At 38.9% G+C, this 24568-nt stretch carries 21 protein-coding genes; 7 read left to right on the forward strand and 14 right to left on the reverse strand.

Features of this window, described 5'->3' with window-relative positions; translation table 11 throughout:
• The first annotated feature begins 23 nt into the window (after nucleotides 1-23).
• From tatC to ACVWYG_RS05250, 4 genes are all read left to right on the forward strand, one after another.
• On the forward strand, nucleotides 24-908 hold the full coding sequence (tatC, locus tag ACVWYG_RS05235; protein ID WP_457269101.1) for a twin-arginine translocase subunit TatC: 885 nt from the start codon (nucleotides 24-26) through the stop codon (nucleotides 906-908).
• Between the two features lie 43 nt (nucleotides 909-951).
• Nucleotides 952-1374: a ribose 5-phosphate isomerase B gene (rpiB, locus tag ACVWYG_RS05240; protein WP_457269173.1), complete on the forward strand. Its 423-nt coding sequence runs from the start codon at nucleotides 952-954 to the stop codon at nucleotides 1372-1374.
• 15 nt (nucleotides 1375-1389) lie between these two features.
• Nucleotides 1390-3030, forward strand: a complete 1641-nt coding sequence (locus ACVWYG_RS05245; RefSeq protein WP_457269102.1) for a M28 family peptidase — start codon at nucleotides 1390-1392, stop codon at nucleotides 3028-3030.
• A gap of 103 nt (nucleotides 3031-3133) precedes the next feature.
• A complete protein-coding gene (locus ACVWYG_RS05250; protein ID WP_457269103.1) occupies nucleotides 3134-4528 on the forward strand; it encodes a LutB/LldF family L-lactate oxidation iron-sulfur protein in 1395 nt (464 codons plus the stop codon).
• Nucleotides 4529-4853: 325 nt separating this feature from the next.
• Here the strand turns inward: ACVWYG_RS05250 and dacB are convergent, their stop codons facing one another.
• Nucleotides 4854-6260 carry a D-alanyl-D-alanine carboxypeptidase/D-alanyl-D-alanine endopeptidase gene (gene dacB / locus ACVWYG_RS05255; protein ID WP_457269104.1) on the reverse strand — a complete coding sequence of 469 codons (1407 nt, stop codon included), beginning with the start codon at nucleotides 6258-6260 and terminating at the stop codon, nucleotides 4854-4856.
• A gap of 133 nt (nucleotides 6261-6393) precedes the next feature.
• Nucleotides 6394-7386 (reverse strand): aspartate-semialdehyde dehydrogenase, encoded by a 993-nt coding sequence (locus ACVWYG_RS05260; protein WP_457269105.1) that lies wholly within the window; start codon nucleotides 7384-7386, stop codon nucleotides 6394-6396.
• A 43-nt stretch (nucleotides 7387-7429) separates the two neighbouring features.
• Here ACVWYG_RS05260 and ACVWYG_RS05265 point away from each other — a divergent pair, with 43 nt between their 5' ends.
• Complete coding sequence (locus tag ACVWYG_RS05265) at nucleotides 7430-10039, forward strand: lamin tail domain-containing protein (protein ID WP_457269106.1); 2610 nt, start codon at nucleotides 7430-7432, stop codon at nucleotides 10037-10039.
• Nucleotides 10040-10083: 44 nt separating this feature from the next.
• Here the strand turns inward: ACVWYG_RS05265 and ACVWYG_RS05270 are convergent, their stop codons facing one another.
• The 11 genes from ACVWYG_RS05270 to ACVWYG_RS05320 all read right to left on the reverse strand — a co-directional run bounded on the left by ACVWYG_RS05270 (nucleotide 10084) and on the right by ACVWYG_RS05320 (nucleotide 21623).
• On the reverse strand, nucleotides 10084-10965 hold the full coding sequence (locus tag ACVWYG_RS05270; RefSeq protein WP_457269107.1) for a hydroxypyruvate isomerase family protein: 882 nt from the start codon (nucleotides 10963-10965) through the stop codon (nucleotides 10084-10086).
• A gap of 50 nt (nucleotides 10966-11015) precedes the next feature.
• Nucleotides 11016-12716: a GMC oxidoreductase gene (locus ACVWYG_RS05275; RefSeq protein ID WP_457269108.1), complete on the reverse strand. Its 1701-nt coding sequence runs from the start codon at nucleotides 12714-12716 to the stop codon at nucleotides 11016-11018.
• A 28-nt stretch (nucleotides 12717-12744) separates the two neighbouring features.
• Nucleotides 12745-13329, reverse strand: coding sequence for a gluconate 2-dehydrogenase subunit 3 family protein (locus ACVWYG_RS05280; protein WP_457269109.1), 585 nt, complete (start codon nucleotides 13327-13329; stop codon nucleotides 12745-12747).
• Nucleotides 13330-13483: 154 nt separating this feature from the next.
• Nucleotides 13484-14350 (reverse strand): sugar phosphate isomerase/epimerase family protein, encoded by an 867-nt coding sequence (locus tag ACVWYG_RS05285; protein ID WP_457269110.1) that lies wholly within the window; start codon nucleotides 14348-14350, stop codon nucleotides 13484-13486.
• Nucleotides 14351-14359: 9 nt separating this feature from the next.
• The gene (locus ACVWYG_RS05290; RefSeq protein ID WP_457269111.1) at nucleotides 14360-15232 is read right to left on the reverse strand and encodes a sugar phosphate isomerase/epimerase family protein; all 873 of its coding nucleotides are present in this window, start codon (nucleotides 15230-15232) and stop codon (nucleotides 14360-14362) included.
• Nucleotides 15233-15274: 42 nt separating this feature from the next.
• On the reverse strand, nucleotides 15275-16540 hold the full coding sequence (locus ACVWYG_RS05295) for a nucleoside permease (protein ID WP_457269112.1): 1266 nt from the start codon (nucleotides 16538-16540) through the stop codon (nucleotides 15275-15277).
• A gap of 86 nt (nucleotides 16541-16626) precedes the next feature.
• Nucleotides 16627-17301 carry a 3-keto-disaccharide hydrolase gene (locus tag ACVWYG_RS05300; protein WP_457269113.1) on the reverse strand — a complete coding sequence of 225 codons (675 nt, stop codon included), beginning with the start codon at nucleotides 17299-17301 and terminating at the stop codon, nucleotides 16627-16629.
• A gap of 72 nt (nucleotides 17302-17373) precedes the next feature.
• The gene (locus ACVWYG_RS05305; RefSeq protein WP_457269114.1) at nucleotides 17374-18831 is read right to left on the reverse strand and encodes a Gfo/Idh/MocA family protein; all 1458 of its coding nucleotides are present in this window, start codon (nucleotides 18829-18831) and stop codon (nucleotides 17374-17376) included.
• 18 nt (nucleotides 18832-18849) lie between these two features.
• Nucleotides 18850-19386: a c-type cytochrome gene (locus ACVWYG_RS05310; RefSeq protein ID WP_457269115.1), complete on the reverse strand. Its 537-nt coding sequence runs from the start codon at nucleotides 19384-19386 to the stop codon at nucleotides 18850-18852.
• Between the two features lie 23 nt (nucleotides 19387-19409).
• Nucleotides 19410-20462 (reverse strand): sugar phosphate isomerase/epimerase family protein, encoded by a 1053-nt coding sequence (locus tag ACVWYG_RS05315; protein ID WP_457269116.1) that lies wholly within the window; start codon nucleotides 20460-20462, stop codon nucleotides 19410-19412.
• 3 nt (nucleotides 20463-20465) lie between these two features.
• Entirely contained in the window at nucleotides 20466-21623 is a 1158-nt protein-coding gene (locus ACVWYG_RS05320) for a Gfo/Idh/MocA family protein (protein ID WP_457269117.1), read from the reverse strand.
• A gap of 445 nt (nucleotides 21624-22068) precedes the next feature.
• Between ACVWYG_RS05320 and ACVWYG_RS05325 the strand changes: the two genes are divergently transcribed.
• Complete coding sequence (locus ACVWYG_RS05325) at nucleotides 22069-23013, forward strand: NAD-dependent epimerase/dehydratase family protein (protein WP_457269118.1); 945 nt, start codon at nucleotides 22069-22071, stop codon at nucleotides 23011-23013.
• A 119-nt stretch (nucleotides 23014-23132) separates the two neighbouring features.
• A complete protein-coding gene (locus ACVWYG_RS05330; RefSeq protein ID WP_457269119.1) occupies nucleotides 23133-23861 on the forward strand; it encodes a YebC/PmpR family DNA-binding transcriptional regulator in 729 nt (242 codons plus the stop codon).
• A 64-nt stretch (nucleotides 23862-23925) separates the two neighbouring features.
• On the opposite strand, the gene ACVWYG_RS05335 is transcribed toward ACVWYG_RS05330, so the two are convergent.
• Nucleotides 23926-24567 (reverse strand): response regulator transcription factor, encoded by a 642-nt coding sequence (locus ACVWYG_RS05335; RefSeq protein WP_457269120.1) that lies wholly within the window; start codon nucleotides 24565-24567, stop codon nucleotides 23926-23928.
• Between the last annotated feature and the right edge of the window lies 1 nt (nucleotide 24568).

Below are 24568 nucleotides of genomic sequence, written 5' to 3' on the forward strand. Positions count from 1 at the left end.
AGAATGGTATTTTTATTTACAACATGAGCGAAAAACTAGAAAGAAAACCCCTGCTTAAAACCATAGGAGAAAAAGGTAAATCCTTAGAAGCAGAAATGTCATTTTTCGACCATATAGACGTGCTTAGAAAACACTTAATCAGAGCGGTAATTGTAATTGGTGTGTTAACTGGTGTAGCTTTCTATTTCAACGAGTTTATTTTAGATAGCATTATTTTCGGCCCAAAGAAACCAAGTTTTTGGACTTATAGGATGCTGTGCAAGTTGGTGGAGCACTTCCCCTCTCTGGGCGAAGGTCTTTGCATTACCCAGATAAATGGTAAAATAATTAATACGGAAATGGCTGGGCAGTTTAATCTGCAGTTAAGCGTTTGTGTAATGGCAGGTATTATTGTTGGCTTCCCCTATTTGTTATGGGAAATTTGGCGATTCATTAAACCCGCTCTTTTAGAAAATGAAAGAAAATCTGCTAGTGGCTTTGTTTTCTTTGCATCGGCACTTTTTATAGTCGGTATATTATTTGGCTACTTCATCGTTTGTCCACTTTCTGTTAACTTTTTAACAGGCTACACGGTAAGTAAGGAAATTGAGAATACATTCACAGTCGATTCCTATTTATCATCCGTAGCAACGCTTACTTTGGGCACGGGAATTATTTTTGAATTGCCAATTGTAATTTTTATCCTCTCTAAACTTGGCTTAATGACTCCAAAGTTAATGAGATCTAGCAGGAGATATGCGACTGTTATCATTTTAATTATTGCAGCAATCGTTACGCCTACACCAGATATTATGACGATGATGATTGTTGCAACACCTTTATTTCTGCTGTATGAATTAAGTATTTATGTTTCAGCTTACATAGAACGTCAGAAGAAAAAAGCAGAAGCAGAATTTTATGCAAAATAGGTGAAAACACTAAAATTATAAACCAAAATTCAACCGATTGAAATTGAAACTAGCCATAGGTTCTGATCATGCTGGCTTTGACTGCAAAACATCATTAATCAACCACCTAATTGGGTACGAAATTGAAGATTTCGGCCCGTTTAATTCCACCTCGGTAGACTATCCAGATTTTGCTCACGCAGTTGCCGAGGCTGTAGCAAGTGGCAAATTTGATTATGGAGTTTTACTTTGCGGTTCTGCAAATGGGGTTGCCATTACTGCCAACAAACACCAATCAATCAGGGCAGGAATATGTTGGCTACCAGAAATTGCTTCGCTTATCAGAAAGCACAATAATGCAAACATCCTTTGTATTCCGGCCCGATTTGTATCTTTACCGGATGCAAAAGAAATTACAACCGTTTTCTTAAACACAGTTTTTGAGGGCGGCAGACATCAAAAAAGAATCGATAAAATTTTGCTTTAAACTAACTATCCAATCATGAATAAAAAACTTTTAGCTATTTCAGTCCTGGCTATATTTGGTACGAGCTGTTTTGCGCAGGTAAAGCCCCTAGCAGTTAATAATAATGCTGTTAAATTTAGCAAAGCGATTAATCCTGAAGCCGCTTTTAAACATTTATCAGTTTTAGCCTCTGATGAATACGAAGGTAGAGAAACCGGTACCAGAGGCGCATGGATGGCGGCAGACTACATCCGTAAATATTTCAAATCAATAGGATTAAAAGGCCCTGTAAATGGCGAATATTTTCAAAAAATAGACTTAGTAAGCGACAGCATTACCCAGCGTATGCTTACAATAAATGGGCAACCCCAAGAAGCATTCAAGGATTTCGTAATCTCAAACAATGCAGTTGGCCCGAATGGATTTACATTTAGCGCTGACGAAATTGTTTTTGCAGGTTACGGCGTACAAAATGGAGAATATAATGATTTTAAAAACATCGATGTTTCTGGAAAAGTAGTTATGCTTTTTGCAATCGGAGACCCAACTCTAAAAACAGGAGAGAAATTGGATAGAAGACAGGCAATGATGGCTCGCTACAAAAAAATGAGCTATTTGAATCAAAATAAGGCAAAAGCAGTGATATTAATAGACCCTGCTCTTGATAAAACTTCTCCTTATATGATTGAACGACAAAAAGCAGGGGTCGTTTCTGTAAAGAAGGCCACTGACCTCAATGCAGCGGCTGGGTCAGATCCATTTATTTCTGTGTCTATTTCTACTGCGACCGCGAACATAATATTAAAGGCCGCGGGCACAAGTGTAGATTCTGTTCAGCATACCATTTCAGCAACAATGAAACCTGCCTCCAAAACTATAAATGTGGCGATTTCTGCTAGCGCGATGAAAACCCAAAAACCTGTGCGCTGCGAGAATGTCTTGGGCTATTTAGAAGGCAGCGATCCAAATTTAAAGAACGAAGTATTAATCATTACTGGCCATTATGACCATATCGGAATGGTGAATGATCCAAACGCTACAGATAAAGTAAATAATGGCGCAGATGATGATGGTTCTGGGACGACAGGTGTTTTGCTGATGGCTAAGGCATTTACTGATGCGAAAAAAGCAGGTAAAGGACCTAAAAGAAGTATCTTGTTTATGACAGTTGTTGGCGAGGAAAAAGGTTTGTGGGGTTCTGAATGGTATTCTGACCATCCTATTTTTCCTGTAAAAAATACCATTGCAGATTTAAATACAGATATGATTGGCCGTATTGGGGAAGAATATTTGGGTAAGGCAGATTCTGCAAATTACATTTACTCTATCGGTTCTAATATGTTAAGCAGCGGCTTGGGCAAACTTAGCGAACAAGTAAATGCCACTTATACGAAAATGAAATTAAATTATAAATACGATGATCCGAAAGACCCAGAGCGTATCTATTATCGTTCCGATCATTACAATTTCGCGAAATTAGGTATTCCAATTATTTTTTACTACGACGGTATGTTGCAACAAGATTATCACCAACCAGGCGATGAAGTGAGCAAAATCCATTTTGGGTTGTTGTGCAAACGGGCTAAACTTACCTATTTTACGGCTTGGGAATTGGCGAATGGGGCTAAAAGACCAATTGTTGACATGGATGGAAAAGGAAATCCATTGAAACCTTAAGTTCGAGTAAAAAAAATAAGGAATTCAGCCCTTTCAATGTTTATTGAAAGGGCTTTTTTTGAAGATCATTTTTCCTGCCAACGGTTTTTCATATCTTTGATCTATGATTAAAACTGCCGAAGAATTTTTGGAAAAGGCCGATGAAAAGGCATTCGATTTAAAACACCGTAAAACCATCAATTACAACATAGGCAAATACAATTCTGCTGTTGCACGAGGTCTGGAGAAGTTCGAGGATCTAGAGAGTTCCAAGAAGAAAGCGCACCTTGTAAAGTGGCGTGTCATGGAAAATCTAGATAAATTTTTACCCGAATTTGAATCTAATTTTCTGCGACGGGGTGGGAAAATTATATGGGCAAATGATGTAGAGGAAGCACAACGGGAGATCTTAAGAATCATTCAGAAAAGCAATGCCAAAACAGTTATCAAATCTAAATCGATGACTACGGAGGAGATTCACTTAAATGATTTTTTGGAGAAAAACAACATCGAATCCTTGGAAAGTGATTTAGGGGAATTTATCGTACAGCTTTTGGGGCAACCACCCTACCACATTGTTACCCCGGCAATGCACCTGAGCGCCATAGAAATTGCGGAACTTTTTCATGAAAAGTTTGGAACTCCTACTGATGCCACCCCGCAGCAACTTACTCAAAAAGCCAGGGAGCTGCTTCGAGATAAATACTTAAATGCTGATGTTGGAATTTCTGGAGGTAATTTTTTAATCGCAGATACTGGTAGTATTGCAATTACAGAAAATGAAGGGAATGCCCGTTTATGCACAAGTTTTCCGAAAATTCATATTGCCATTGTTGGAATCGAAAAAATTATCCCGTCTATTGCGGATTTAGATTTATTTTGGCCGCTCTTGGCTTCTCACGGCACAGGTCAAAATTTAACGGTCTATAATTCTATTTTAACCGGCCCTCGACAAGTCGATGAAACAGACGGCCCAGAAGAAATGTATGTGGTTTTATTGGATAATGGCAGGACAAATTTGCTGGCCCAAAAAGAACAACGCCAAGCTTTATATTGCATCCGCTGCGGTGCGTGTTTAAACGCATGCCCAATTTATAAAAATATTGGCGGGCATAGTTACAATACAACCTATAGTGGGCCAATTGGCTCAATAATTACTCCGCATCTAAAAGGGATGGAAGAATTTAAGCATCTAAGCTATGCTTCTACCTTATGTGGAAAATGTTCTGAAGTATGCCCTGTTAAAATTGACATCCATAAAATGCTTCTATTGAATAGGAGAGACGCCACAGAAAATCACCAAAATAGCAAGGTTGAAGAAATTGGATGGACAATGTTTTCTAAAATGATGAAAAGCAGGAAGTGGATGGATTTCTGCAGCGGATCAGTTAAGAATTTTATACTTAAAACATTTTTTAAAAAGAGTTTCGGAAAGCATCGTGAATTGCCAAAAGTAGCTGTTAAATCTTTTTCTAAACAATGGACAGAAAAACTGCAAAAAAAAGATGTAGTTGATTGATGTTTTACTTAAAGGAAAGTTAAGGATTATTGGAAGATGATTGCCAAATTTTTTATCTGACTAAACGATATTGGGAGCTCAATAGGCCGCCCACCATAGCTTGTGAGTTTTAAAACTAGCAAAGAATGCGATAATTGGCCACAACGCACAGCGGACAAATCGAGTGAGCGAATTACAAATGCGACTCCTTTCTTTGGATTCAAAATAGACGGATTTACTCAAAAATAGTTTAAAAATAATAAAATAGGTCCCAAAATCCGAGTTGGGCAGAATTGTGCGTTCGCAGCAAACGATAGGAATATGAGTGAACCCAATAGCTTAAACATTATTTCAATTCGTCTAAAACTTTAAAAATTTTCTCTCGTATCCCGCCACCGCTATAATTGTTAATATTTATCACAACTATATATTTGTTTCCAGCGGGATCTGTATGATATCCGGCAAACGCAGAAACATCGTTTATGGTGCCGCTTTTTAATTTCATTCCATTGTACTCGGGAATAGCCTTGTAATAGTCTGCAAACCAACCCTCCTTTTGGATCTGATAGAGGACAGTTGCCATAGCCGATGTTGTAATGCGGTTGCCCGGTGAAAGCCCGCTACCGTCTATAATATTTAATGAAGATTTTTCTATGCCCCTATTTGCCCAATAGTCGACCTCTACCGCTGCACCATTTGAAGTTGTTGCCTCTTTGCCTCCTTTCTGGGCTATGGTTTTCAAGAGGGTTTCGCCGTAAAGATTTATGCTTTTCTTTAAAAACCAGAAAACCATTTCGCTAAGTGTTGGCGAACTGATGGTAGCTAATTTATGTACAGCGCTCGGAAAAGACTCCTTATTGGCAATCATTAATCTGGCAGTCGTAGTAGATTTATTTGCTACAATACCTAAACGTTTCAATGTGTCTTGCAGACGAAATGCACAGTCAAAAGCGGGATCTGGTAGCGCTGCCGAAATACCAGATTTGTTAATTCCTATGCCCCAGCTTCCGCGCAGGTACGCTGTATTTCCGTAAGTTGGGAGGAAAGCGTAAGCATTGTCGCCACTACCACTGCTGCCAGTTTTCAATTCGTTTACGATTTGTAAGTATGGCATCTCAGGTACGGTCTTAACAACAGTTGCTTCTTTTGAAGAACTCGTCCCAGGTTTTAATTTTATGTCGAATTGGTTTTCTCTCCAAGCTAAGCCACTCGTTCCAGCGCCATAATAGTTGCCGATATCTTGCCAAATCCAACCATCTGGCAGGCGTTGAGTGCCAAATATCCTATCGTCTCCAATAATTGAACCATTTATTTTTTTAATTCCCGCAGATTTAATGGCGTTTACCCAAATAGTTAGTACTGCGTTTTCGGTATTTGCATATCGCCAAGATCCTAACGTTGGATCGCCGCTACCTACAACAATCAAATTTCCGTCTAACGTTCCGTCCGTAGCAATATTTCCACTATAAACCAATGTGGTTTGATACTGAAAATCTTTGCCCAATACACTAAACGCTGTGGCTGCAGTAATGGTTTTCAGCGTTGAGGCAGTAGCTAAACCGACCTGCTCATTATGCGCGTACAATGTTTTTCCTGTGTTGCCATTGAGTACACAAATTGATGCAACGGCATGTTTTGTTTGATCATCACTTAATAACTTGTCGAAAGCGCTAGAAATGTTTTCAATTCTATTTTGCGAGAAAGCATTAAATGTTATAAAAAGAAATAATGCAATAAAGGCGAGTTTTTTCATTTAAATAATAGATGGCATAAACATCAAAATCATTTTTTAAGCGGCGTCAAGCCGTATTTCATGGAAACAAAAAGAGATGCCTTTAGGGCATCTTTTTTTTATCTTTTAGTTGAACAGTAAACTTCAGTGTATTTTACACTAGCTCTTTTCTGACCAAATATTCTGCAATTTGTACCGCGTTTGTAGCCGCGCCTTTCCTTAAATTATCTGCGACAATCCAAAGATTTAGAGTTTTTGCTTGTGATTCATCTCTCCTAATTCTCCCGACAAAAACCTCATCTTTTTCATGAGCGTCTTTTGGCATTGGGTATTTTAAGTTAGCCACGTCATCGACTACGACAATTCCAGGCGCACTTTCCAAGATACTTCTAACCTCTTTCAAATCAAAGTCGTTCTCAAATTCGATATTCACTGATTCTGAATGACCACCTAAAACGGGTATACGAACTGTGGTAGCGGTAATCCTAATGCTATCATCGCTCATGATCTTGTTCGTTTCCTTAATCATTTTGATCTCTTCTCTGGTGTAGCCATTTTCGGTAAACACGTCAATATGAGGCAGAACGTTCATGTCGATTTGATAAGGATAGGCCATAGGGCCATCAACGATGCCTTTACGTTCGTTCATCATCTGCTCTACTGCTTTTACTCCGGTTCCGGTTACAGATTGGTAGGTGGAGACTACTACGCGTCTAATTTTATATTTGTCGTGCAAAGGCTTAAGCACTACCACCATTTGAATGGTAGAACAATTAGGATTCGCAATAATTTTGCTGTCTACAGAAAGCTCATGCGCGTTTACTTCTGGTACAATAAGTTTGATTTTTGGATCCATGCGCCATGCAGAAGAATTGTCGATCACCGTAGTACCAGCTTCCTTAAAACGCGGAGCATGTTCTAAAGAAGTAGAACCGCCTGCAGAAAACAAAGCAATATCTGGACGCATGCTTATGGCAGTATCTATGCTTACTATTGGAAATTTTTTTCCTTTAAAGGTAATTTCCCTACCCACACTTTTTTCTGATGCGACTGGAATTAACTCTGTTAACGGAAAATTTCTCTCTTCCAATACCTTTAACATTACAGTGCCCACCAAACCTGTGGCACCCACTACTGCAACTTTCATTTTAATTAATTATATTTATAAGACATTCTATTAGAGCCCAAATATGCTAAAAATTACGCTCTTTTTGCTACTTCTAATTTCTAAAGTTTGTTTTTCTCAAGTTGTTGAGGGTTTTAACGATCGAAATTTCAGCCAAAATCCAGCTTGGAAAGGAAATGCGGAATCTTTTTTGATTAATGCCGATGGGCAGTTGCAAAGCAATGGGCAAAAACTTGCTTCGCAAACCATCTATCTCTCTACCAAAAATGACTTGTGTCTAAATACAAGTTGGGAATTTTTCGTCCAATTAAAGTTCGATCCAACTTCTACTAACTTCACTCGAATTTATCTGGTTTCGGATGAGGCAAACTTAACAGGAAGTTTAAAAGGATATTTCGTTCAGATTGGGGAAACAGGGATGAAAGATGCCTTTCATCTCTATCGGCAAAATGGTAAGTTTACCAGTAAGATAATTAGCAGCGTTGCAAAAGATAGATTAAGCGGCAATTTGGTAAAAGCCAAGATTAGAGTTACAAGAGATTTAAATGGGAATTGGAGCCTGTTTACAGATGTGCTTGGAGGTGGGAATTATACATTAGAAGGCTCAGTGTTAGATAAAAGTTTTGTCGAGTCTTCGTACTTTGGCGTTTTGTGTAAATATGCTACGGCGTCAAGATTTAACCAATATATTTTTGATGATTTTTCTATTGAAGATTTAACTGCCGATGTTACTCCACCAGAGATGAATGGCGTTACGGTACTGGATTCTCTACGTGTCCAGATTGTTTTTTCTGAATCTGTGGATACTTCATCAGCTTTGCTGCCGCTTAATTATAATTTAGATCGTCAAGTTGGGCATCCTGTTTTAGTAGAACAGAGCACTAATTCGGCAAGTTATATTTTGCATTTTGAAAATCCACTAACCAGCGGACCATATGTACTTTCGTCAAAGGAAATAACCGATAGAAAGGGCAATAGGATCGTAGATGGTGCATCCAAATCTTTTTTCTACATAAAAGCTTATGGCGGGAGCCTGGGGGATTTGGTGATTAATGAGATTTTTGCGAATCCGTCGAACAGTCCTGGGTTGCCCAACACCGAATTTGTAGAGCTTTGGAATACGACCAATGAATATTTACTCACCACTGGATGGAAATACAGCGATATAACTTCAACGTATACATTTAAAGCGGATACCATTGCACCCGGAGCACATATTGTTTTATGCGCGCGGGTCGATACCTCAATATACAAACCCTTTGGGAAAACGATTGGCTTATCTCCTTGGCCAAGTCTGAATAATTCAGGTGATGTGTTGACATTGGTAAATGCACAAGGGGTTGAAATAGACAAAGTTGCTTATTCGGATAGATGGTATAAAGACGATGTGAAAAAAAAGGGAGGATATACTTTTGAACTTATAGATCCTAAAAACGTGTGTACGGGTATCCAAAACTGGGGGGCAACTATGGATGCATCGGGTGGAACTCCAGGGAAACAAAACTCTATTTATCGCGCTCAAGTGAGTAGCGAGATTCCAAGGTTGCTTAGTTACAATGTGGTGGATAGTGTTACGGTAGAAATTGTATTTTCAAAACCTGTAGATAGTGTAGCCGCCTCAAAATTAATTAACTATCAAATTAATAACGGTGTTGGTAATCCTGTCGAAATTAGATTTTCCTCCGCCATTTTCGATAAGGCTGTGTTGGCTTTTGGCACGCCCTTGATCCGAGGTAAGGAAAATATGCTGTTGATTAGCAATATTACAGACTGTGCAGGGAATTTGATCGATCCAAATGCCAATTTTGCTAAGCTTTTCTTAGCAAAAAAAATCGCTCAAAATGATGTTTTAATTTCAGAAATATTGTTTAACCCAAGGCCGAATGGGGTAGATTTTGTAGAGATTTACAACAATACTGCCGAATTGGTAGATTTGAAAGAGCTACAATTAGCTAACGTTGATGAAGAAGGAAATCCTGCAAACGTTAAGAAAATCACTTCTTCAACAGTGCTTATTGAGCCGGGGAGTTATTGGGTTTTGACAACAAATTCTGAAAATATTTTGCAAAATTATCTGACTGAAAACCAACCTCAATTTATACAAATGACTACGCTGCCGGGTTTTAACAACGATAAAGGTACTATTGTCCTCTTAAGTAATGGGAGAGGGATAGACAGATTTAGTTACACAGAAAAGATGCACAATCTATTGTTAAAGAACACTGATGGCGTATCTTTAGAACGAATTTCTTTTACCGAGCCAACAAATGCAAACGGTAATTTCACTTCAGCTGCAAGTAGCTCGGGTTTTGCAACACCAACTTATAAAAATTCAGTATCGAAAAGCGGAGCGGATGTGTATGTCAGTTTGTTAGCCAAAACGTTCTCGCCAGATGGTGATGGATTCGAAGATTTCCTGCAAATCGATTATCAGTTTGCCACAGGCGAAAAATTTGCCACTGTAAATGTATTTTCTGATCGGGGAGTTTTAGTTAAGCGATTGCTTAAAAACCAGACAATATCGACCAAAGGAAGTTTAAATTGGGATGGTTTTACAGATTCTGGGACAAAAGCAAATGTTGGCATTTACATTGTGCTTTTTGATGTATTCGATCTAAAAGGACAAACTTCCAGGTATAAAAAAACTTGTGTACTCGCTACAAAAATCAATTAAACGCTTGCCCGTTTACCGACACATTAATTTGCCAAATTCAAAACCTACACGTCGCAAATTAAAATTGCCTTTTTTAAGGAAGCTAATTTATCGTTGTTTTTAGGAATAAATTCCTGCGCTATAAATCCATTAAACCCAGTTGCTAAAATAGCTTCCATGATCGCCGGATAATTTAGTTCTTGTGTTTCGTCAATTTCATTACGGCCCGGAACACCTGCTGTATGGTAGTGCGCAAAGTATTGATGGTTATTGTTGATGGTACTTATTACGTTGCCTTCATCAATTTGCATGTGATAAATGTCATACAGCAACTTAAAATATTCAGAACCTAAACGCTTACATAGCTCTACGCCCCACGGTGTATTGTCACATTGATAATCCTTATGGTTAACTTTACTATTTAGAAGTTCCATGACCAAGACAACATTGTGTTTTTCGGCCAAAGGAATAATTTTTTTAAGTCCCTCAACACAATTTTTCCATCCAGTTTCGTCATCCTTTCCCCTACGACTACCGCTAAAACAGATTAAATTTTTATAGCCGGCCTCCGCAACCAAAGGAATCATTTTGGTGTAGTTTTGAATGAGTTGATCGTGAAATTTAAGGTCGTTAAAGCCATCTACTAAATTAATCTCTGCACCGTTACACATGCTGGATGTTAAACCATGTTTTTTTAGGGTTGGCCAGTCTTCGGGGCCAACCAGATCAATGCCTTTAAGCCCTAATTTTTTACCTTCCCTGCATAAGGTATCTACATCTAAACTACTAAAACACCATCGGCAAACGGATTGATTGATATTTCCTTTTAGAGATAAACTTTTAGTCATTGTCTGGTTGGTTTGCATAGTGGAAACGAAAGATTTTGATGAAGTACCAAGCGTTACGCCACCTACGATAATGCCTTTCAAAATTGTTCGTCTTTCCATGGTTGGGATGCTAATACCAGTGTTTAATTTTTTGATAAAAACTTATCTATTTAAATGTTATTTTTCTTCAATTCGGTTACTGCATAGTCGCAAGCACGGGCTGTTAAAGCCATAAATGTTAGCGAAGGATTTTGACAAGCGATTGAAGGCATGCAAGAACCATCTGTTACGAAAACATTGTTTACCTCGTGCATTTGATTAAATTTATTTAACACAGAGGTTTTTGGGTCGTTACCCATTCTTGCTGTTCCCATCTCGTGAATCGCCATTCCTGGGTAACAACCGGCATCATACGTGCTGATGTTTTTTATCCCCGAGGCTTCTAACATCTCAGCAGCATCATTCATCATATCAACACGCATTTTTTTCTCGTTATCCTTATACTCACAATCAATAGCCAATACAGGTTGGCCCCATTTGTCTTTCTTTTCTTTATTGATGTAAACTTTATTTTCGTAGTATGGTAACATTTCTCCAAACCCGCCGAGTCCCATTGTCCACTTCCCTGGGGTTGTCATTTTAGTTTTAAAATCGGTTCCAAAGGCCAATTCGGCAACATCATCCTGCCAGTTACTTCTACTCGCACTACCTTGATAACCGAAACCACGTAAATAGTTGCGTTTTTCATCTCCAGTGTTTCTGTATCTTGGAATATAAATACCATTTGCCCTGCGACCATACGTATATTTATCTTCAAAACCTGGCGCATCACCGCTCGCTCCACAACGGAAATGGTGATCCATTAAATTATGCCCTAACTGTCCGCTGGCGTTGCCCAACCCGTTCGGATGCGCTTCAGAAGTTGAATTTAACAAAATAAATGTTGTCCCCAAGGTAGACCCATTAACAAAAACAATTTTAGCATAAAACTCCATTGTTTCATTAGTCTCCGCATCAATGACCATAACCCCTTTGGCTTTTTTAGTATCTTTATCGTAAATAATGTGATTTACAATGGAGTAAGGCCTTAACGTTAATCTTTTCGTAGCCATTGCAGCAGGTAGAGTTGAAGCTTGTGTACTAAAATAGGCTCCGAACGGGCAACCTCTGCTACATAGATTTCGATATTGGCAGCTGCCACGGCCTTTATGTGGTACAGTTAGGTTAGCGGTCCGACCAATCATTAAAATTCTAGACTTTTTATAATGTTCCTCAAGTCTTGCTTTAACTAATTTTTCGACACAATTAAGATCCATGGGAGGTAAAAACTCCCCATCAGGAAGGAGCGGCCAATTTTCTTTCGACCCACTTATCCCAGCAAAACGCTCCGCATAGCTGTACCAAGGAGCAATGTCTTTATAGCGAATTGGCCAATCATTTCCGTGGCCATCTCTTGCGTTGTCCTCAAAATTATGATCACTAAACCGATAGCTCTGCCTTCCCCAGGTTAAAGATTTGCCCCCAACTTGAAAACCCCGATACCAATCAAATCTCTTATCCTCTGTGTAAGGACATTCTAGATCGTTAACCCACCATTTCTCATTTGCTTCTTGGTATGGATAATCCCTTATTTGAACCGGATGAGTCGCCTTTTGAGCCTCTGTTATCGTTCCACGGTGTTCTAATTCCCATGGATTTTTTAACGCTGAAGGGTAATCTTTAATGTGCTCGACATTCATTCCTCTTTCTAACATCAACACATTTAGACCTTTCTCCGTAAGCTCTTTCGCAGCCCAGCCACCACTAATTCCGGATCCTATAACAATTGCATCGTAGGTATTTTCTGCTTTTAAGTTTGTATTTACATTCATCACTTCTGTTAGATTACCACTGTTAGAATTAAGTTGCCCAAGACTTTTGCCCAGGTTTTAAAGGCGTAGCACCGTCGTATCGCCCAGGAATGGCAACGTAATTGCGGGCTTGAACGCAACCAATTTCTGAAGAAAAATAACCTAGAATAGTTAAATCTCTAGCAATTGCAAAAAAATAATTTTCCTTTTTATCACTTGCTCTATCTGCTCTTTTTTGTTGAATGGTTTCCTCTCTTATTTGGCCAACTAGTTTTGTGCGTTCTGCAGTTGTTAAAGATAAAAAAGCTTTATTAAAGTTGTTAATTGATTTGGCTTCCATTTCTTTCAACCCATCAAAGAAGGCTTTTTGTATGTCTGCTGGATAACAATCTCTCACCATCATTGGAATAAACTTGCCAACACCAGCTGCCTTAGCTCCGGGTGAGGATTTAGTTGTGGGAAGAATAATTTCAGCAAATTCAGCGAGCATTTTTTCCTGATCCGCAGTAAAGAACACTCGATTTTTTTCATTTTCAGGGAGTATAAAACCTTCAAATAAAATGCCCATTGTGGTTGCTGAAATGACTCCGCCAAACAATACAGCAACATTTTTTAATGCTTCTCTTCTTTGCATGTTATCAATAGTTATATTTGGTTATCATTTATTGATGGGTATCTTAAACATTCTCCAAGAAAACGCTCAACTAAGTGCTACAATTAATATACTAGTAAAATTGAGTAAATTAAATGACTTATTAATTGTAAAAAACTGTATTGTCCGCAAATGTTTATTTAACTAAATTATTTTTTATGTAGTCACAACTTGTTCTAATAGAGCCAATAGGATCTGGATAATAGTTGTTCTCATGCTCAACGAAGAAGTGTTTCATACCAGACAATTTTGCCTCTTCAAAAATTGGTTTAAAATCTATGGAACCTTTGCCAACTTCTGTATTTTCTTCCGGATGTTGCTTGTCCATATCTTTAACATGCCACATCACAAATCTTCCTGGATTTTCTTTCATCAAGGTGATTGGATCTTTACCGCCACGTACTACCCAATAGATATCCATTTCGAAATTAACGAGGTTTTTGTCCGTTTCCTTTAATAAAATTTCATATCCAGTCGTATCACCAACAGGTTTAAACTCAAAATTATGGTTGTGGTAAGCAAATTTTAATCCGGCTTCTTTTGCCAATTCAGCAACTTTGTTAAAATCCTCAGCTAATTTTTTAAAGCCATCAGCCCCTTCACCAGCATGGGCAGAAGCGATGGTGAAATAATTGCTTCCAACGGCGAGTGCTGCATCCATGTTGGTTTTTAATTGATCGGTTTTTCCTGTTCTATCGAACTCATCCATACCATAGTGTCCACTCGGGGCTGTTAAACCATTGTCGGCCAAAAGTTTCTTAAAGTCTTTGGGTGTATACCCGAAAAACTTTCCGTCACCAAATCCAAATGTTTCTACTTCTTGATAGCCTGCTTTTGAAATTTGCGCAATGGTTCCAGCAGCATCTTTTGGTAGCATATCTCTCAAGGTGTACAACTGCAAGCCTATTTTTTTAGGCGATTTACTGAAGGCAAAGGAAGGTGCCACTACTGCAGCTCCTACAATAAATCCTGCCTGTTTTACAAATGATCTTCTGGTAGTCATAATGCTGTTTTAAATTAGTTCTTTTTTAATATAATCACAGCTCGTTTTAATCGAGTCTAATTCGTTAGGGTAATAATTATTTTCTTGTTCTACAAAAATGTGTTCCATTCCGGCTAATTTAGCCTGCGCAAATATGGGTTTGAAATCTATTCGTCCGCTGCCAACTTCTGTATTTAGATTTGGATTTTTTTTGTCCATATCTTTAATGTGCCACATTTTAAACCTTCCCGGATGTTCTTTAAATAGCTGTACCGGAATTTTCCCAGCTCTAGCAACCCAATACAAATCCATTTCGAAATCTACTAAATTTTTGTCCGTTTCGGTTAGTAATGTTTCGTACCCATCAATATTGCCAATGGCATCAAATTCAAAGTTATGGTTGTGGTAGGCTAGTTTCAATCCGGTAGATTTACACATTTCTGCTGCCTTATTGAGTTTTTCGGCGATTTTCTTATAATCATCTACGCTCGTCCGTAAAGTTGCATCTAGATATGGAACAGTCAAATATTCGCTTTTAAGAATTCCTGCAGCTTCAATGGCTGCAATTAGCTCATCGGTATTTCCATCTACTAAGAAATTACCAAGTCCGTAGTGTCCACTAGTAGCCTTTAGGTTCACGTCGTCTAAAATTTTCTTAAAATCTTTTGGTGCCAATCCCCAAAACTTATCCTTTATCGAAAAACCGTAAGTTTCTACCGTGTTGTATCCCGCCTTGGCTACCTGTTCCAAAATGAGCTTTACATTATCGCCAATCCTATCTCTAAGGCTGTAAAGTTGTAAGCCGACATTTTTAGCTGCACCATTGCATGCAAAAGCAGGCAGTAGCCATACTGCGGTTGCAGCCATGCTGCTCGATACGATGAAATTTCTTCTGGTAATCATTTGGGTTGTTAGATAATGTGAATGATTTATGGTTAAATATATCTATTTAAATTCCAGTTTGCTAGTTGCTTCCTCTTCATTATTTATATTATTCTTCGTTTTTTCATTAAATGTTAAAGCAAATAAAACAAACACTAGCAATGCGATTCCCGCAGGGATTATCCAAATCATTTTCCAATCCATTGAACCATCCGTGGCTTTGTATGCGTCGGAGATTTTCCCGGCGACGGCAAAACCGATTAACATGCCGACGCCATAAGTAGCTAATGTAATTAGACCCTGTGCCGAGCTTTTAAATTTTTCACCTGCTTTAGAATTTGTATAAATTTGCCCTGATACAAAGAAAAAATCATAGCAAACACCATGCAGCGCAATACCGATAATCAGCATAAAACTCAATTCGCCGGCATTTCCATAAGCGAATAATGCGTAACGAACTGCCCAAGCCAACATGCCAATCAAGATGGTGAATTTAAATCCAAAGCGTTTAAAAAATATAGGTAAAAACAATAGAAAAATTACTTCAGACGCTTGGCCTATGGTCATCTTGCCTGTAGGATTGGCTACGCCTATGTTTGATAAAAATGGGTTTGCATTTTGATAGTAAAATGCCAACGGAATGCAGATTAAGATTGAGGATATAAAAAATATCAGAAAATTCCTGTCTTTCAATAACTTTAAGGCGTCTAAACCCAGAACGTCTGAAACGGTTATTTTCTGATCAGCAGAAATCTTTGGCGGCGTTTTCGGTAAAGTAAAGCTGAACAAACCGAGTACAAGCGAAACAATGCCAGCCATTAAAAAAGTGTTTTTTAATAAGCCAGTTTCAGTACCTTCCTTTGAGTCCCAGTGAAAAAAGTAGCTAATTAGTAAACCAGCTATGATCCATCCCAAAGTGCCCCAAATGCGGATAGAAGAAAATTCTTTCTCTGGATCCTTCATTTGATTGAACGAGACTGAATTTACAAGCGCCAAAGTTGGCATAAAAATAATCATATAGCCAAGGACGTACGGATAGAAAGTGGTTATATCTGGTGCTACATACATTTGATACATCAGCACTGCCCCAATTAGATGTAATATTCCGAGTATTTTTTCGGCATTAAAATATCTGTCTGCGATTAGACCCACAATAAACGGGGCAACAATGGCGCCCCATGATTGGGTAGAAAATACAGCGCCAGTTTCTGCACCCGAAGCTTTTAAATTATTTCCCAAAAATGTACCTAGCGTAACGAACCATGCGCCCCAGATAAAAAATTCCAGGAACATCATGCTCGACAGTTTAAATCTTGTAATAAAATTCATTTGGTTAAAATGTTAAATGGTATTTAAGGTCAAGTTATGTTTATCGCTGTAGGTAGAGCATATCCCTTCCTACAGCGGTAATTTACCTAAAGCTCTTTTATAGAGATATTTTTATACCACATTTCTCCCCCATGATCTTGCAAAGCAATTTTTCCTTTGTGAAAGGTACCCCAATCTTTCCAATTTGCGAATTTGCTTCCCGCAACGAGTTTACTCCAGCTTTCATCCCACATAGTGGTTTTTACGACTTGCACACCGTTTAAGAAAAGCGTAAGATTTCCTTTATCACTTACAATTCTAGCCCTGTTCCACTCACCTACAGGCTTAACCGGTTCAGAAGAACTAGAGATCAAATCGTAAAGATCGCCGGCACGATGTTTTGGGTTTTTTCCATCTGGGTGACCGTCGTTGTCTATTACCTGCATTTCTATTCCCGTAGTATAGGTTTCTGAATATTTCGGATCTTCATGGACATAAAAAATTAACCCGCTATTAGATCCCGGAGCAACTTTCCAATCGTATGTTAAATCAAAATTGCTGTACTCTTTATCGGTTACCAAATCGCCCCCTCCATCTTTTACGGTCGGGTCTAAATGAAATACACCGTCATTTGTAGTCCACGCAGCGCCCACCACATTTTTATTGTAGGTATGCCATCCTTTTATGGTCGCTCCTTTAGAAAGTTGTTGATACCCTTTTTGTGCGCAAGAAGATAACGCAACGGCCGCGCATAAAAGCATGGCATAACTAAATTTTTTCATTTATTTTATACTAAGATGTGCCGAAATTCTCTACATTCGACGATTTAATTAGAATTGATTAAGCACTGTTTACTAAACTTTTAAATCGCCCCAACCATTTCTGTATGTACGTTTTACAAATTGGTTTGCTTCATCAAAATTAGTAATTCTCATGTTGTTGTTGTCCCAAAGCATTTTTTTATATCTTCCGGGATAATTCGTTTTACCGTTGTTGGTTACTTGAATGTCAAAACTTCTGATGGCCAAATTCGCCATAAGTAATGCTTCGGTCAGCGGTCCAGCAATTTCGAAAGGCGAACTTACCTTTTGTTTTCCGTGCCCGGCAATAGCCGCTTCTACCCATTGTGCATAGTGACCGTCAGCACCACCTTTCACTCTAGCATATTTTTCAGGCACTTTAATGTCTTTATTTCTGCTAAGTGGAAGTAATTTTGGGTTGGCGCTGTAAGTTTCGCACATCATCTTTCCCTTTGATCCGATAAATAATGTTCCGTTGCCGCCATCTCCAAAAGTTTCGTCTGCTTCTAATTCTTCAGGACGTTGTGGTTGGATGCCACCGTCCATCCAGTGCACTTCTACATCGGTAGCGGTACGTTCCGTTTTTGGAAACTTTAACGTTACGTGACTAGATGGAGGACAGCTTTTTGGAAAATAACCACGTTTAAACTCATCTACATATACAGATCCCACGCTAGCCTCTACTTCGCTGGCGTATTTAAGTCCTAAAACGCTAAAAGGTGCTTCTAATAAATGGCAGCCCATATCTCCCAAAGCACCTGTTCCATAATCCCACCATCCCCTCCAGTTAAAAGGAATAAGTTTGTCCACATAGTCCTCTTGAGGCGCGGTACCTAGCCATAAATCCCAATCTAATTCCTTTGGTATGTTTTCTGATTTTGCGGGCCAAGGAATTCCTTGTGGCCAAACGGGTCTGTCCGTCCAAGCGTAAACGGTGTGAACGTCGCCGATTAAACCTGCCTCAACCCATTCTCTCATTTGGCGCGGACCATCATTAGAAGCTCCCTGATTGCCCATTTGAGTGACTACCTTATATTTTTGGGCAGCATTTGTGAGTATTCTAGCCTCATAAATATCGTGGGTTAAAGGTTTTTGCACATAAACATGTTTGCCAAGTTGCATGGCTCCCAAAGCAATAATGGCATGATTGTGATCGGGGGTTGATACAGAGACCGCATCGAAATTTTTATGTTCTTTGTCCATTAATTCGCGCCAATCTTTGTAGTACTTAGCTTTTGGAAAAGCTTTTCTGCTGGCAGCCGCCCTGCGATCGTCTACATCGCATAAAAAAGCAATGTCAGCTTTACCACTTTTTGCAAAGTTTGCAATATCACTCTCGCCTTTACCACCAGCACCAACGCCAGCAACTAGTAATCTATCACTAGGCGCCAAGAAACCTGGGCCGCCCAAGACGTGCCGAGGAACAATCATAAACGCTGCGGCAGCAATTGCACTTGTTTTTAAAAATCCGCGCCGGTTAGTCGCATCTTTAATTTCTGTATTTTTTTCCATTGTTTAGTTAGGTTAATTCTATTTTTTTAAGGCTAATATATATTGTACCATTAATTTCACATCTGCTTTTGCAAGCGTAGGATGAGGGCTCATCGGGATTGCTCCCCAAACGCCGGAGCCACCGTTAATCACTTTTCCCACCAGGTAATTTATATTTGCCTCATTCGGCTTATATTTTTCCGCCACCATAACGTATGCAGGCCCTACTATTTTAGTTTGCTCGTTATGGCAGGCCAAACAATCTGACTTTGCTAGTAATTTTCCTCCCGCAGCAATTTGAGCAGGGGTTCCTGCAATAGCAGAATTATCTTTTGCGACTACTGGAGGAGGTAATTTTATAACTGGTTTTTCAGTCTCTTTCGGTTCGACCTTAGGTAGAGTGACTTTTTGAGTGTCTGCTTTAGCGGGTTCATTGGTTGCAGGCGCTGCAGTTACTACATTATCGACCTTAGCCATTGATGAGGTATCTGCAGATTGCTCGCCAGTTTTGCTTGAAGTGCAATAGGAACCCATCAATATAATTGCGGCGCCTAATGTTAAAATTGTTTTTTTCATCGTTGTATTAGTGTGTGTTTATTTTAAATTCCAAGTATCCTTTTATTAAAGTCGGCATCGCTACCTGCAGAAGCAAAATCATCAAACGCTTTATCGGTCACTTTAATGATGTTTTGTTCTATAAATGCTGCACCCTCTCTTGCACCATCCTCTTGATTTTTTAGACAACATTCCCATTCCATCACAGCCCACCCTGGAAAATCATATTTAGCCAGTTTACTAAAAATGGTTTTAAAATCTACCTGGCCGTCGCCCGGAGAACGATACCTACCTGCCCTGTTGATCCAACTTTGGTAGCCTCCAAATGTGCCCTGTTTTCCTGTGGGATTGAATTCTGCATCTTTAACGTGGAAAGCTTTTATTCTTTCGTGATAAAAATCGATGTATTGGATATAATCTAATTGTTGAAGCACAAAGTGTGAAGGATCATACAGCAAACACGCCCTTGGATGATTATTCACCGCAGCCAAAAACATTTCGTACGTTTCCCCATCGAATAAATCTTCCCCTGGGTGAATTTCGTAACAAACGTCCACTCCGCAATTGTCAAACTCATTTAAGATGGGCATCCATCGTTTTGCTAGCTCTCTAAAACCTTCCTCTACTAAGCCTTCAGGGCGCTGGGGCCACGGATGAAAATATTGCCAGAGTAAAGATCCACTAAAAGTTGCATGTGCCGTTAGCCCCAAATTTTGCGATGCTTTAGCGGCATATTTTAACTGTTGAACAGCCCACTTAGTACGTTCCGGCGCATTGTTGTGGAATTGCTTTGGAGCAAAAGCATCAAAAAGATCATTATAAGCCGGATGTACAGCCACAAGTTGACCTTGTAAATGTGTAGATAGCTCGGTGATTTCTAATCCGTAGGAGGCTATTTTCCCTTTCAACTCATCTGCATAGGTTTTACTCTCGGCTGCTTGTTGCAGATCTATAAATCGGTTGTCGGTTGTTGGCATTTGTATGCCTTTAAATCCCAATCCCTGTGCCCAAGCACAAATGCTGTCTAAAGAGTTGAAAGGTGCTTCATCACTTATAAATTGAGCTAAAAAAACTGCAGGGCCTTTAATAGTTGTCATATTTTAAACTTTATTGTCTAACCATTTTTGATCTGAATTGCTAGAATTTACCACATTTTCTATAAATGCCATTCCTCTAACACCATCTTTTGCAGTTGGGAAATCTAGCATTTCTGCCGTTGGTTTTTCTCCTCGATGTATGGCGTCTAATGTTTGCACAAAATTTCTATAAATATTTGCAAAAGCTTCAAGATATCCTTCGGGATGGCCACCTGGCGTCCGCATGTTGTGTTTTGCAAAACTGCCTAAATAATCACTTCCAGCACGATAAATTTCTGCAGGTTTATCTGTCCATTTAACCATTAAGCTGTTTGGTTCCATTTGATGCCACTCTAAGCCACCTTTTTCTCCGTATACTTTAATTTTTAAGGCATTTTCCTCACCGGCGGCAATTTGAGACGCAATTAGAACGCCATTGCTTCCATTGTCAAATTTTAATAGCACATTACCATCATCATCTATTGCTCTACCAGGTACAACAATATTTAAATCTGCGCATATTTTTGTTATTTCCAAGCCGGTAATGTATTCTGCCAAATGGGCGGCATGCGTACCAATGTCTCCCATAGAACCACTTTTCCCTGTTTTACTCGGGTCGGTTCGCCAAGCAGCCTGTGCATTTCCCTCGCGCTCAGAAAGCTTACTTAACCAACCTTGCGGATACTCGACAATCACTTTTCTGATTGCTCCAATCATGCCCTCGCTAACCATTTGTTTGGCTTGTTTAACCATGGGATAGCCAGAATAGGTATGTGTTAAGCAAAGGGTAAGACCAGTTTGCTCTACCTTTTTTTGTAATTGTTTGGCCTCATCTAATGTTATGGTCATTGGTTTTTCGATCACCACGTTAAATCCATGATCTAAAGCCAACATAGCAGGTTCAAAATGCGCAAAATTAGGAGTTACAATGGTTACAAAATCTATTCTCTTATCGGCTGGCAATTTGCTTTCTTTTTCAAAAAGCTCCTGATAGTTTGCATATATCCTGTCTTCGCTCAGAAAAAGGGATCTTCCAGACGCTAGCCCAATTTCCGGATGGACGCTAAATGCTCCGCAGCAAAGTTCAACCAAGCCATCCATATTGGCTGCAATACGATGAATGGCACCTATAAAGGCATCTTTTCCACCGCCGATCATTCCCATTCTTATTTTTCTTTTCATCCTTTTTAAAAGTGTTACTAGTCGTTTCAGTTTTACCTCATCCAAATAATTAAATTAAAGGAGCAATTGCACGGGATTTACTTTCCCTTCAATTCGTATACATGTTTTACGTCGGAGGGTTTTTTTACTAGAGTAAATAGCACCATTTGGTTACATTGAAACTGTATTATTTTATAAGAACTAGTATTTGGTTAATTCATTTTGACACGTAATATTAGATAAAATTTTGGAGAATTGTGGTAAAGAAAACTCAAATCATTTAATGTAATGCATTTATTACTCATTTTTATTTGAAATAAAATAGGGGTAATTTTTTTTTTCTTAGCCATTTGCACGCAAAATAAATCGATTTACTTAAAATTTTTTAAAAAATCACACGAAATCGTACTTCGGTCTGATTGGTTTTACCTCGTTTTTTTACCTTTGCCTAAATCTAACAGATCTTATGCAAGAGAAAATAGTGGTTTTGGGGTCGAATGGCCAAATTGGTACCGAACTGGTATCGATGCTTAGAAAAATCTATTCGGTAGATGCCGTAGTGGCGTGCGACATTAGACGACCGGATTACGACATAAAAAATTCTGGACCCTTTGAATTTGTAAATGTGCTAGATAAAGAAATGCTCCTAAATATTTTTAGCAAGCATAAACCAACTCAGGTATATCTCTTGGCTGCACTATTATCTGCCACGGGCGAGCAAAATCCAAAGTTAGCTTGGGATTTAAACATGAACGGTTTGTTAAATGTATTAGACTTTGCCTTACAATTTAAAACTGCAAAGTTTTATTGGCCAAGTTCTATCGCAGTTTTCGGTCCGCATTCTCCTAAAATCGCTACTCCCCAATATTGTACAATGGATCCTAATACCGTTTATGGCACAAGTAAACTTGCAGGAGAACGATGGTGTGAATATTATCATCAGAAATATGGTTTAGACATTCGCAGCATTAGATACCCAGGATTAATTAGCTGGAGGGCTGCACCAGGTGGCGGTACCACCGATTATGCAATACACATCTTTCATGATGCGTTGAAAAAGGCTACCTACGAATCGTTTTTATCTGCCGACACAGAACTTCCCATGATGTATATGGACGATGCAATTCGAGGAACGATCGAATTAATGGACGCACCAGCGTCGGAAATTTCTGTAAGAAGCAGTTATAATTTTGCTGGGGTGAGTTTTACACCTGTCGAATTGGCGGAAGAAATCAAAAAACATATTCCTAATTTTGAACTTACTTTTTCTACTGGTGACCCAAGGCAACAAATTGCAGGGAGCTGGCCAAGATCTATCGATGACAGTAGTGCAGAGGCAGACTGGCAATGGAAACCTGAATTTGATTTAGCCAAAATAACAGCAGATATGCTTAAAAATTTGAAAAAGTAGTTCTAATAAGTAGTCGTTAAGTGGCTTGCAATTTGGAAGTTATTCAGTAGATCCGAAAACCAATTAATATAAAATAGATCTTGTCAATTAGACAAGGGCTAACTAAATAGAGTTCGAATATGGGAAGAGCATTTGAGTTTAGAAAAGAGAGAAAATTTAAACGTTGGGCCAAAATGGCCGTACAATTTACCAGAATAGGTAAAGACATTGTTATGGCTGTTAAAGATGCAGGGCCATCGCCCGATACAAACAGTCGTTTGCGTACTGCTATACAAAATGCAAAGGCAGTTAATATGCCCAAAGATAGGGTAGATGCAGCTATAAAACGTGCATCTGATAAATCGATGGCGAATTATGAGGAATATGTTTATGAAGGCTATGCGGCTCATGGCGTTGCAGTTTTAATTGAAACAGCAACAGACAATACCAATCGAACCGTTGCAAATGTGCGTAGCTACTTCAATAAAACAAACGGAACGTTGGGGAAAACGGGATCATTAGATTTTGTTTTTAACAGAAAATCCGTTTTCAGATTTAATCCCACCGCAGAAATGGATTTAGAAGAATTGGAATTTGAACTTATTGATGCTGGATTGGAGGATCTTTATGTAGAAGCTGATGAAGAGGGTAACGATGTGGTAGTGGCCCAAGGTGCTTTTGAAAATTTTGGCCCTTTGCATAAAGCAATTGAAGAAAAAGGAATTGAATTAAAGAGTTCTAAATTAGAACGTATTCCCCTTTCTTTTCAAGATGTTGATGAAGAGCAGGCAGCAGACGTTTTAAAGTTAATAGATAAATTAGAAGAAGATGATGATGTGCAAGCCGTTTACCATAACATGGCGGAATAATTCGATTTTAAGGTCTTCCGCTAGCTAAATTTGAAGCTAGGTCCATTTCGGCTTTTCATTGGCTTCAGATCTTGATCAAGTTATGCTTAATCCCATAAACCACCAATCCTGTCCTCGATTTTACGTTCAACTTGGAAAATAAAGATTCTCGATAATTATCTATCGTTCTCGGACTTACAAACATGACGTCTGCAACCTCTTTATACGTCAGTTCAGTGCTGCAATGTTGTAAAAAAATCAGCTCCCTTTCGGTAAGGGCGGGTTTAAAATTTTCGTCTTTTAATGCAGCAAATAACCTTCCGGAAACCAGTTCATTAATGAAGAATTTTTTTTCGTGGATGGTTTTTATAGCATGCAACAGATCATTTGGGGTAGCTTGCTTTAGCATGTATCCGCCTGCTCCAGCTTTTAACATTTTAATAATTGCTTCTTCATCTTCGTGCATGCTTAAAGCCAACACTCCTATATCTGGATGATTGGTTTTAACCCAGGATGTTGCAAGATAGCCGTCTATTATCGGCATATTTATATCCATTAAAATCAAATGAATATCTAACTGCTTCGGTAATTTTTCTTGTAAATCTAATCCGTTTGTAGCCTGGAAAACGATTTCAATGTCGTCAAACTCATCTAAAAGATTAGCTAACCCCGATCTAAACAGCGTGTGGTCATCGACAATGGCTATTCTGATTTTCTCTTGCGTCATG

The sequence above is a fragment of the Pedobacter sp. UYEF25 genome, from assembly GCF_054061655.1.

Excerpts from the sequence above, each read along its gene's own strand:
- ACVWYG_RS05300 (WP_457269113.1), bottom strand. The coding sequence starts at position 17,301 with ATGAAAAAATTTAGTTATGCCATGCTTTTATGCGCGGCCGTTGCGTTA.
- ACVWYG_RS05330 (WP_457269119.1), top strand. The coding sequence starts at position 23,133 with ATGGGAAGAGCATTTGAGTTTAGAAAAGAGAGAAAATTTAAACGTTGG.
- ACVWYG_RS05310 (WP_457269115.1), bottom strand. The coding sequence starts at position 19,386 with ATGAAAAAAACAATTTTAACATTAGGCGCCGCAATTATATTGATGGGT.
- tatC (WP_457269101.1), top strand. The coding sequence starts at position 24 with ATGAGCGAAAAACTAGAAAGAAAACCCCTGCTTAAAACCATAGGAGAA.
- ACVWYG_RS05295 (WP_457269112.1), bottom strand. The coding sequence starts at position 16,540 with ATGAATTTTATTACAAGATTTAAACTGTCGAGCATGATGTTCCTGGAA.
- ACVWYG_RS05270 (WP_457269107.1), bottom strand. The coding sequence starts at position 10,965 with ATGGAAAGACGAACAATTTTGAAAGGCATTATCGTAGGTGGCGTAACG.
- ACVWYG_RS05315 (WP_457269116.1), bottom strand. The coding sequence starts at position 20,462 with ATGACAACTATTAAAGGCCCTGCAGTTTTTTTAGCTCAATTTATAAGT.
- ACVWYG_RS05305 (WP_457269114.1), bottom strand. The coding sequence starts at position 18,831 with ATGGAAAAAAATACAGAAATTAAAGATGCGACTAACCGGCGCGGATTT.
- ACVWYG_RS05260 (WP_457269105.1), bottom strand. The coding sequence starts at position 7,386 with ATGAAAGTTGCAGTAGTGGGTGCCACAGGTTTGGTGGGCACTGTAATG.
- ACVWYG_RS05275 (WP_457269108.1), bottom strand. The coding sequence starts at position 12,716 with ATGAATGTAAATACAAACTTAAAAGCAGAAAATACCTACGATGCAATT.
- ACVWYG_RS05245 (WP_457269102.1), top strand. The coding sequence starts at position 1,390 with ATGAATAAAAAACTTTTAGCTATTTCAGTCCTGGCTATATTTGGTACG.
- ACVWYG_RS05290 (WP_457269111.1), bottom strand. The coding sequence starts at position 15,232 with ATGATTACCAGAAGAAATTTCATCGTATCGAGCAGCATGGCTGCAACC.
- ACVWYG_RS05265 (WP_457269106.1), top strand. The coding sequence starts at position 7,430 with ATGCTAAAAATTACGCTCTTTTTGCTACTTCTAATTTCTAAAGTTTGT.
- ACVWYG_RS05335 (WP_457269120.1), bottom strand. The coding sequence starts at position 24,567 with ATGACGCAAGAGAAAATCAGAATAGCCATTGTCGATGACCACACGCTG.
- ACVWYG_RS05250 (WP_457269103.1), top strand. The coding sequence starts at position 3,134 with ATGATTAAAACTGCCGAAGAATTTTTGGAAAAGGCCGATGAAAAGGCA.
- ACVWYG_RS05320 (WP_457269117.1), bottom strand. The coding sequence starts at position 21,623 with ATGAAAAGAAAAATAAGAATGGGAATGATCGGCGGTGGAAAAGATGCC.
- ACVWYG_RS05325 (WP_457269118.1), top strand. The coding sequence starts at position 22,069 with ATGCAAGAGAAAATAGTGGTTTTGGGGTCGAATGGCCAAATTGGTACC.
- ACVWYG_RS05285 (WP_457269110.1), bottom strand. The coding sequence starts at position 14,350 with ATGACTACCAGAAGATCATTTGTAAAACAGGCAGGATTTATTGTAGGA.
- dacB (WP_457269104.1), bottom strand. The coding sequence starts at position 6,260 with ATGAAAAAACTCGCCTTTATTGCATTATTTCTTTTTATAACATTTAAT.
- ACVWYG_RS05280 (WP_457269109.1), bottom strand. The coding sequence starts at position 13,329 with ATGCAAAGAAGAGAAGCATTAAAAAATGTTGCTGTATTGTTTGGCGGA.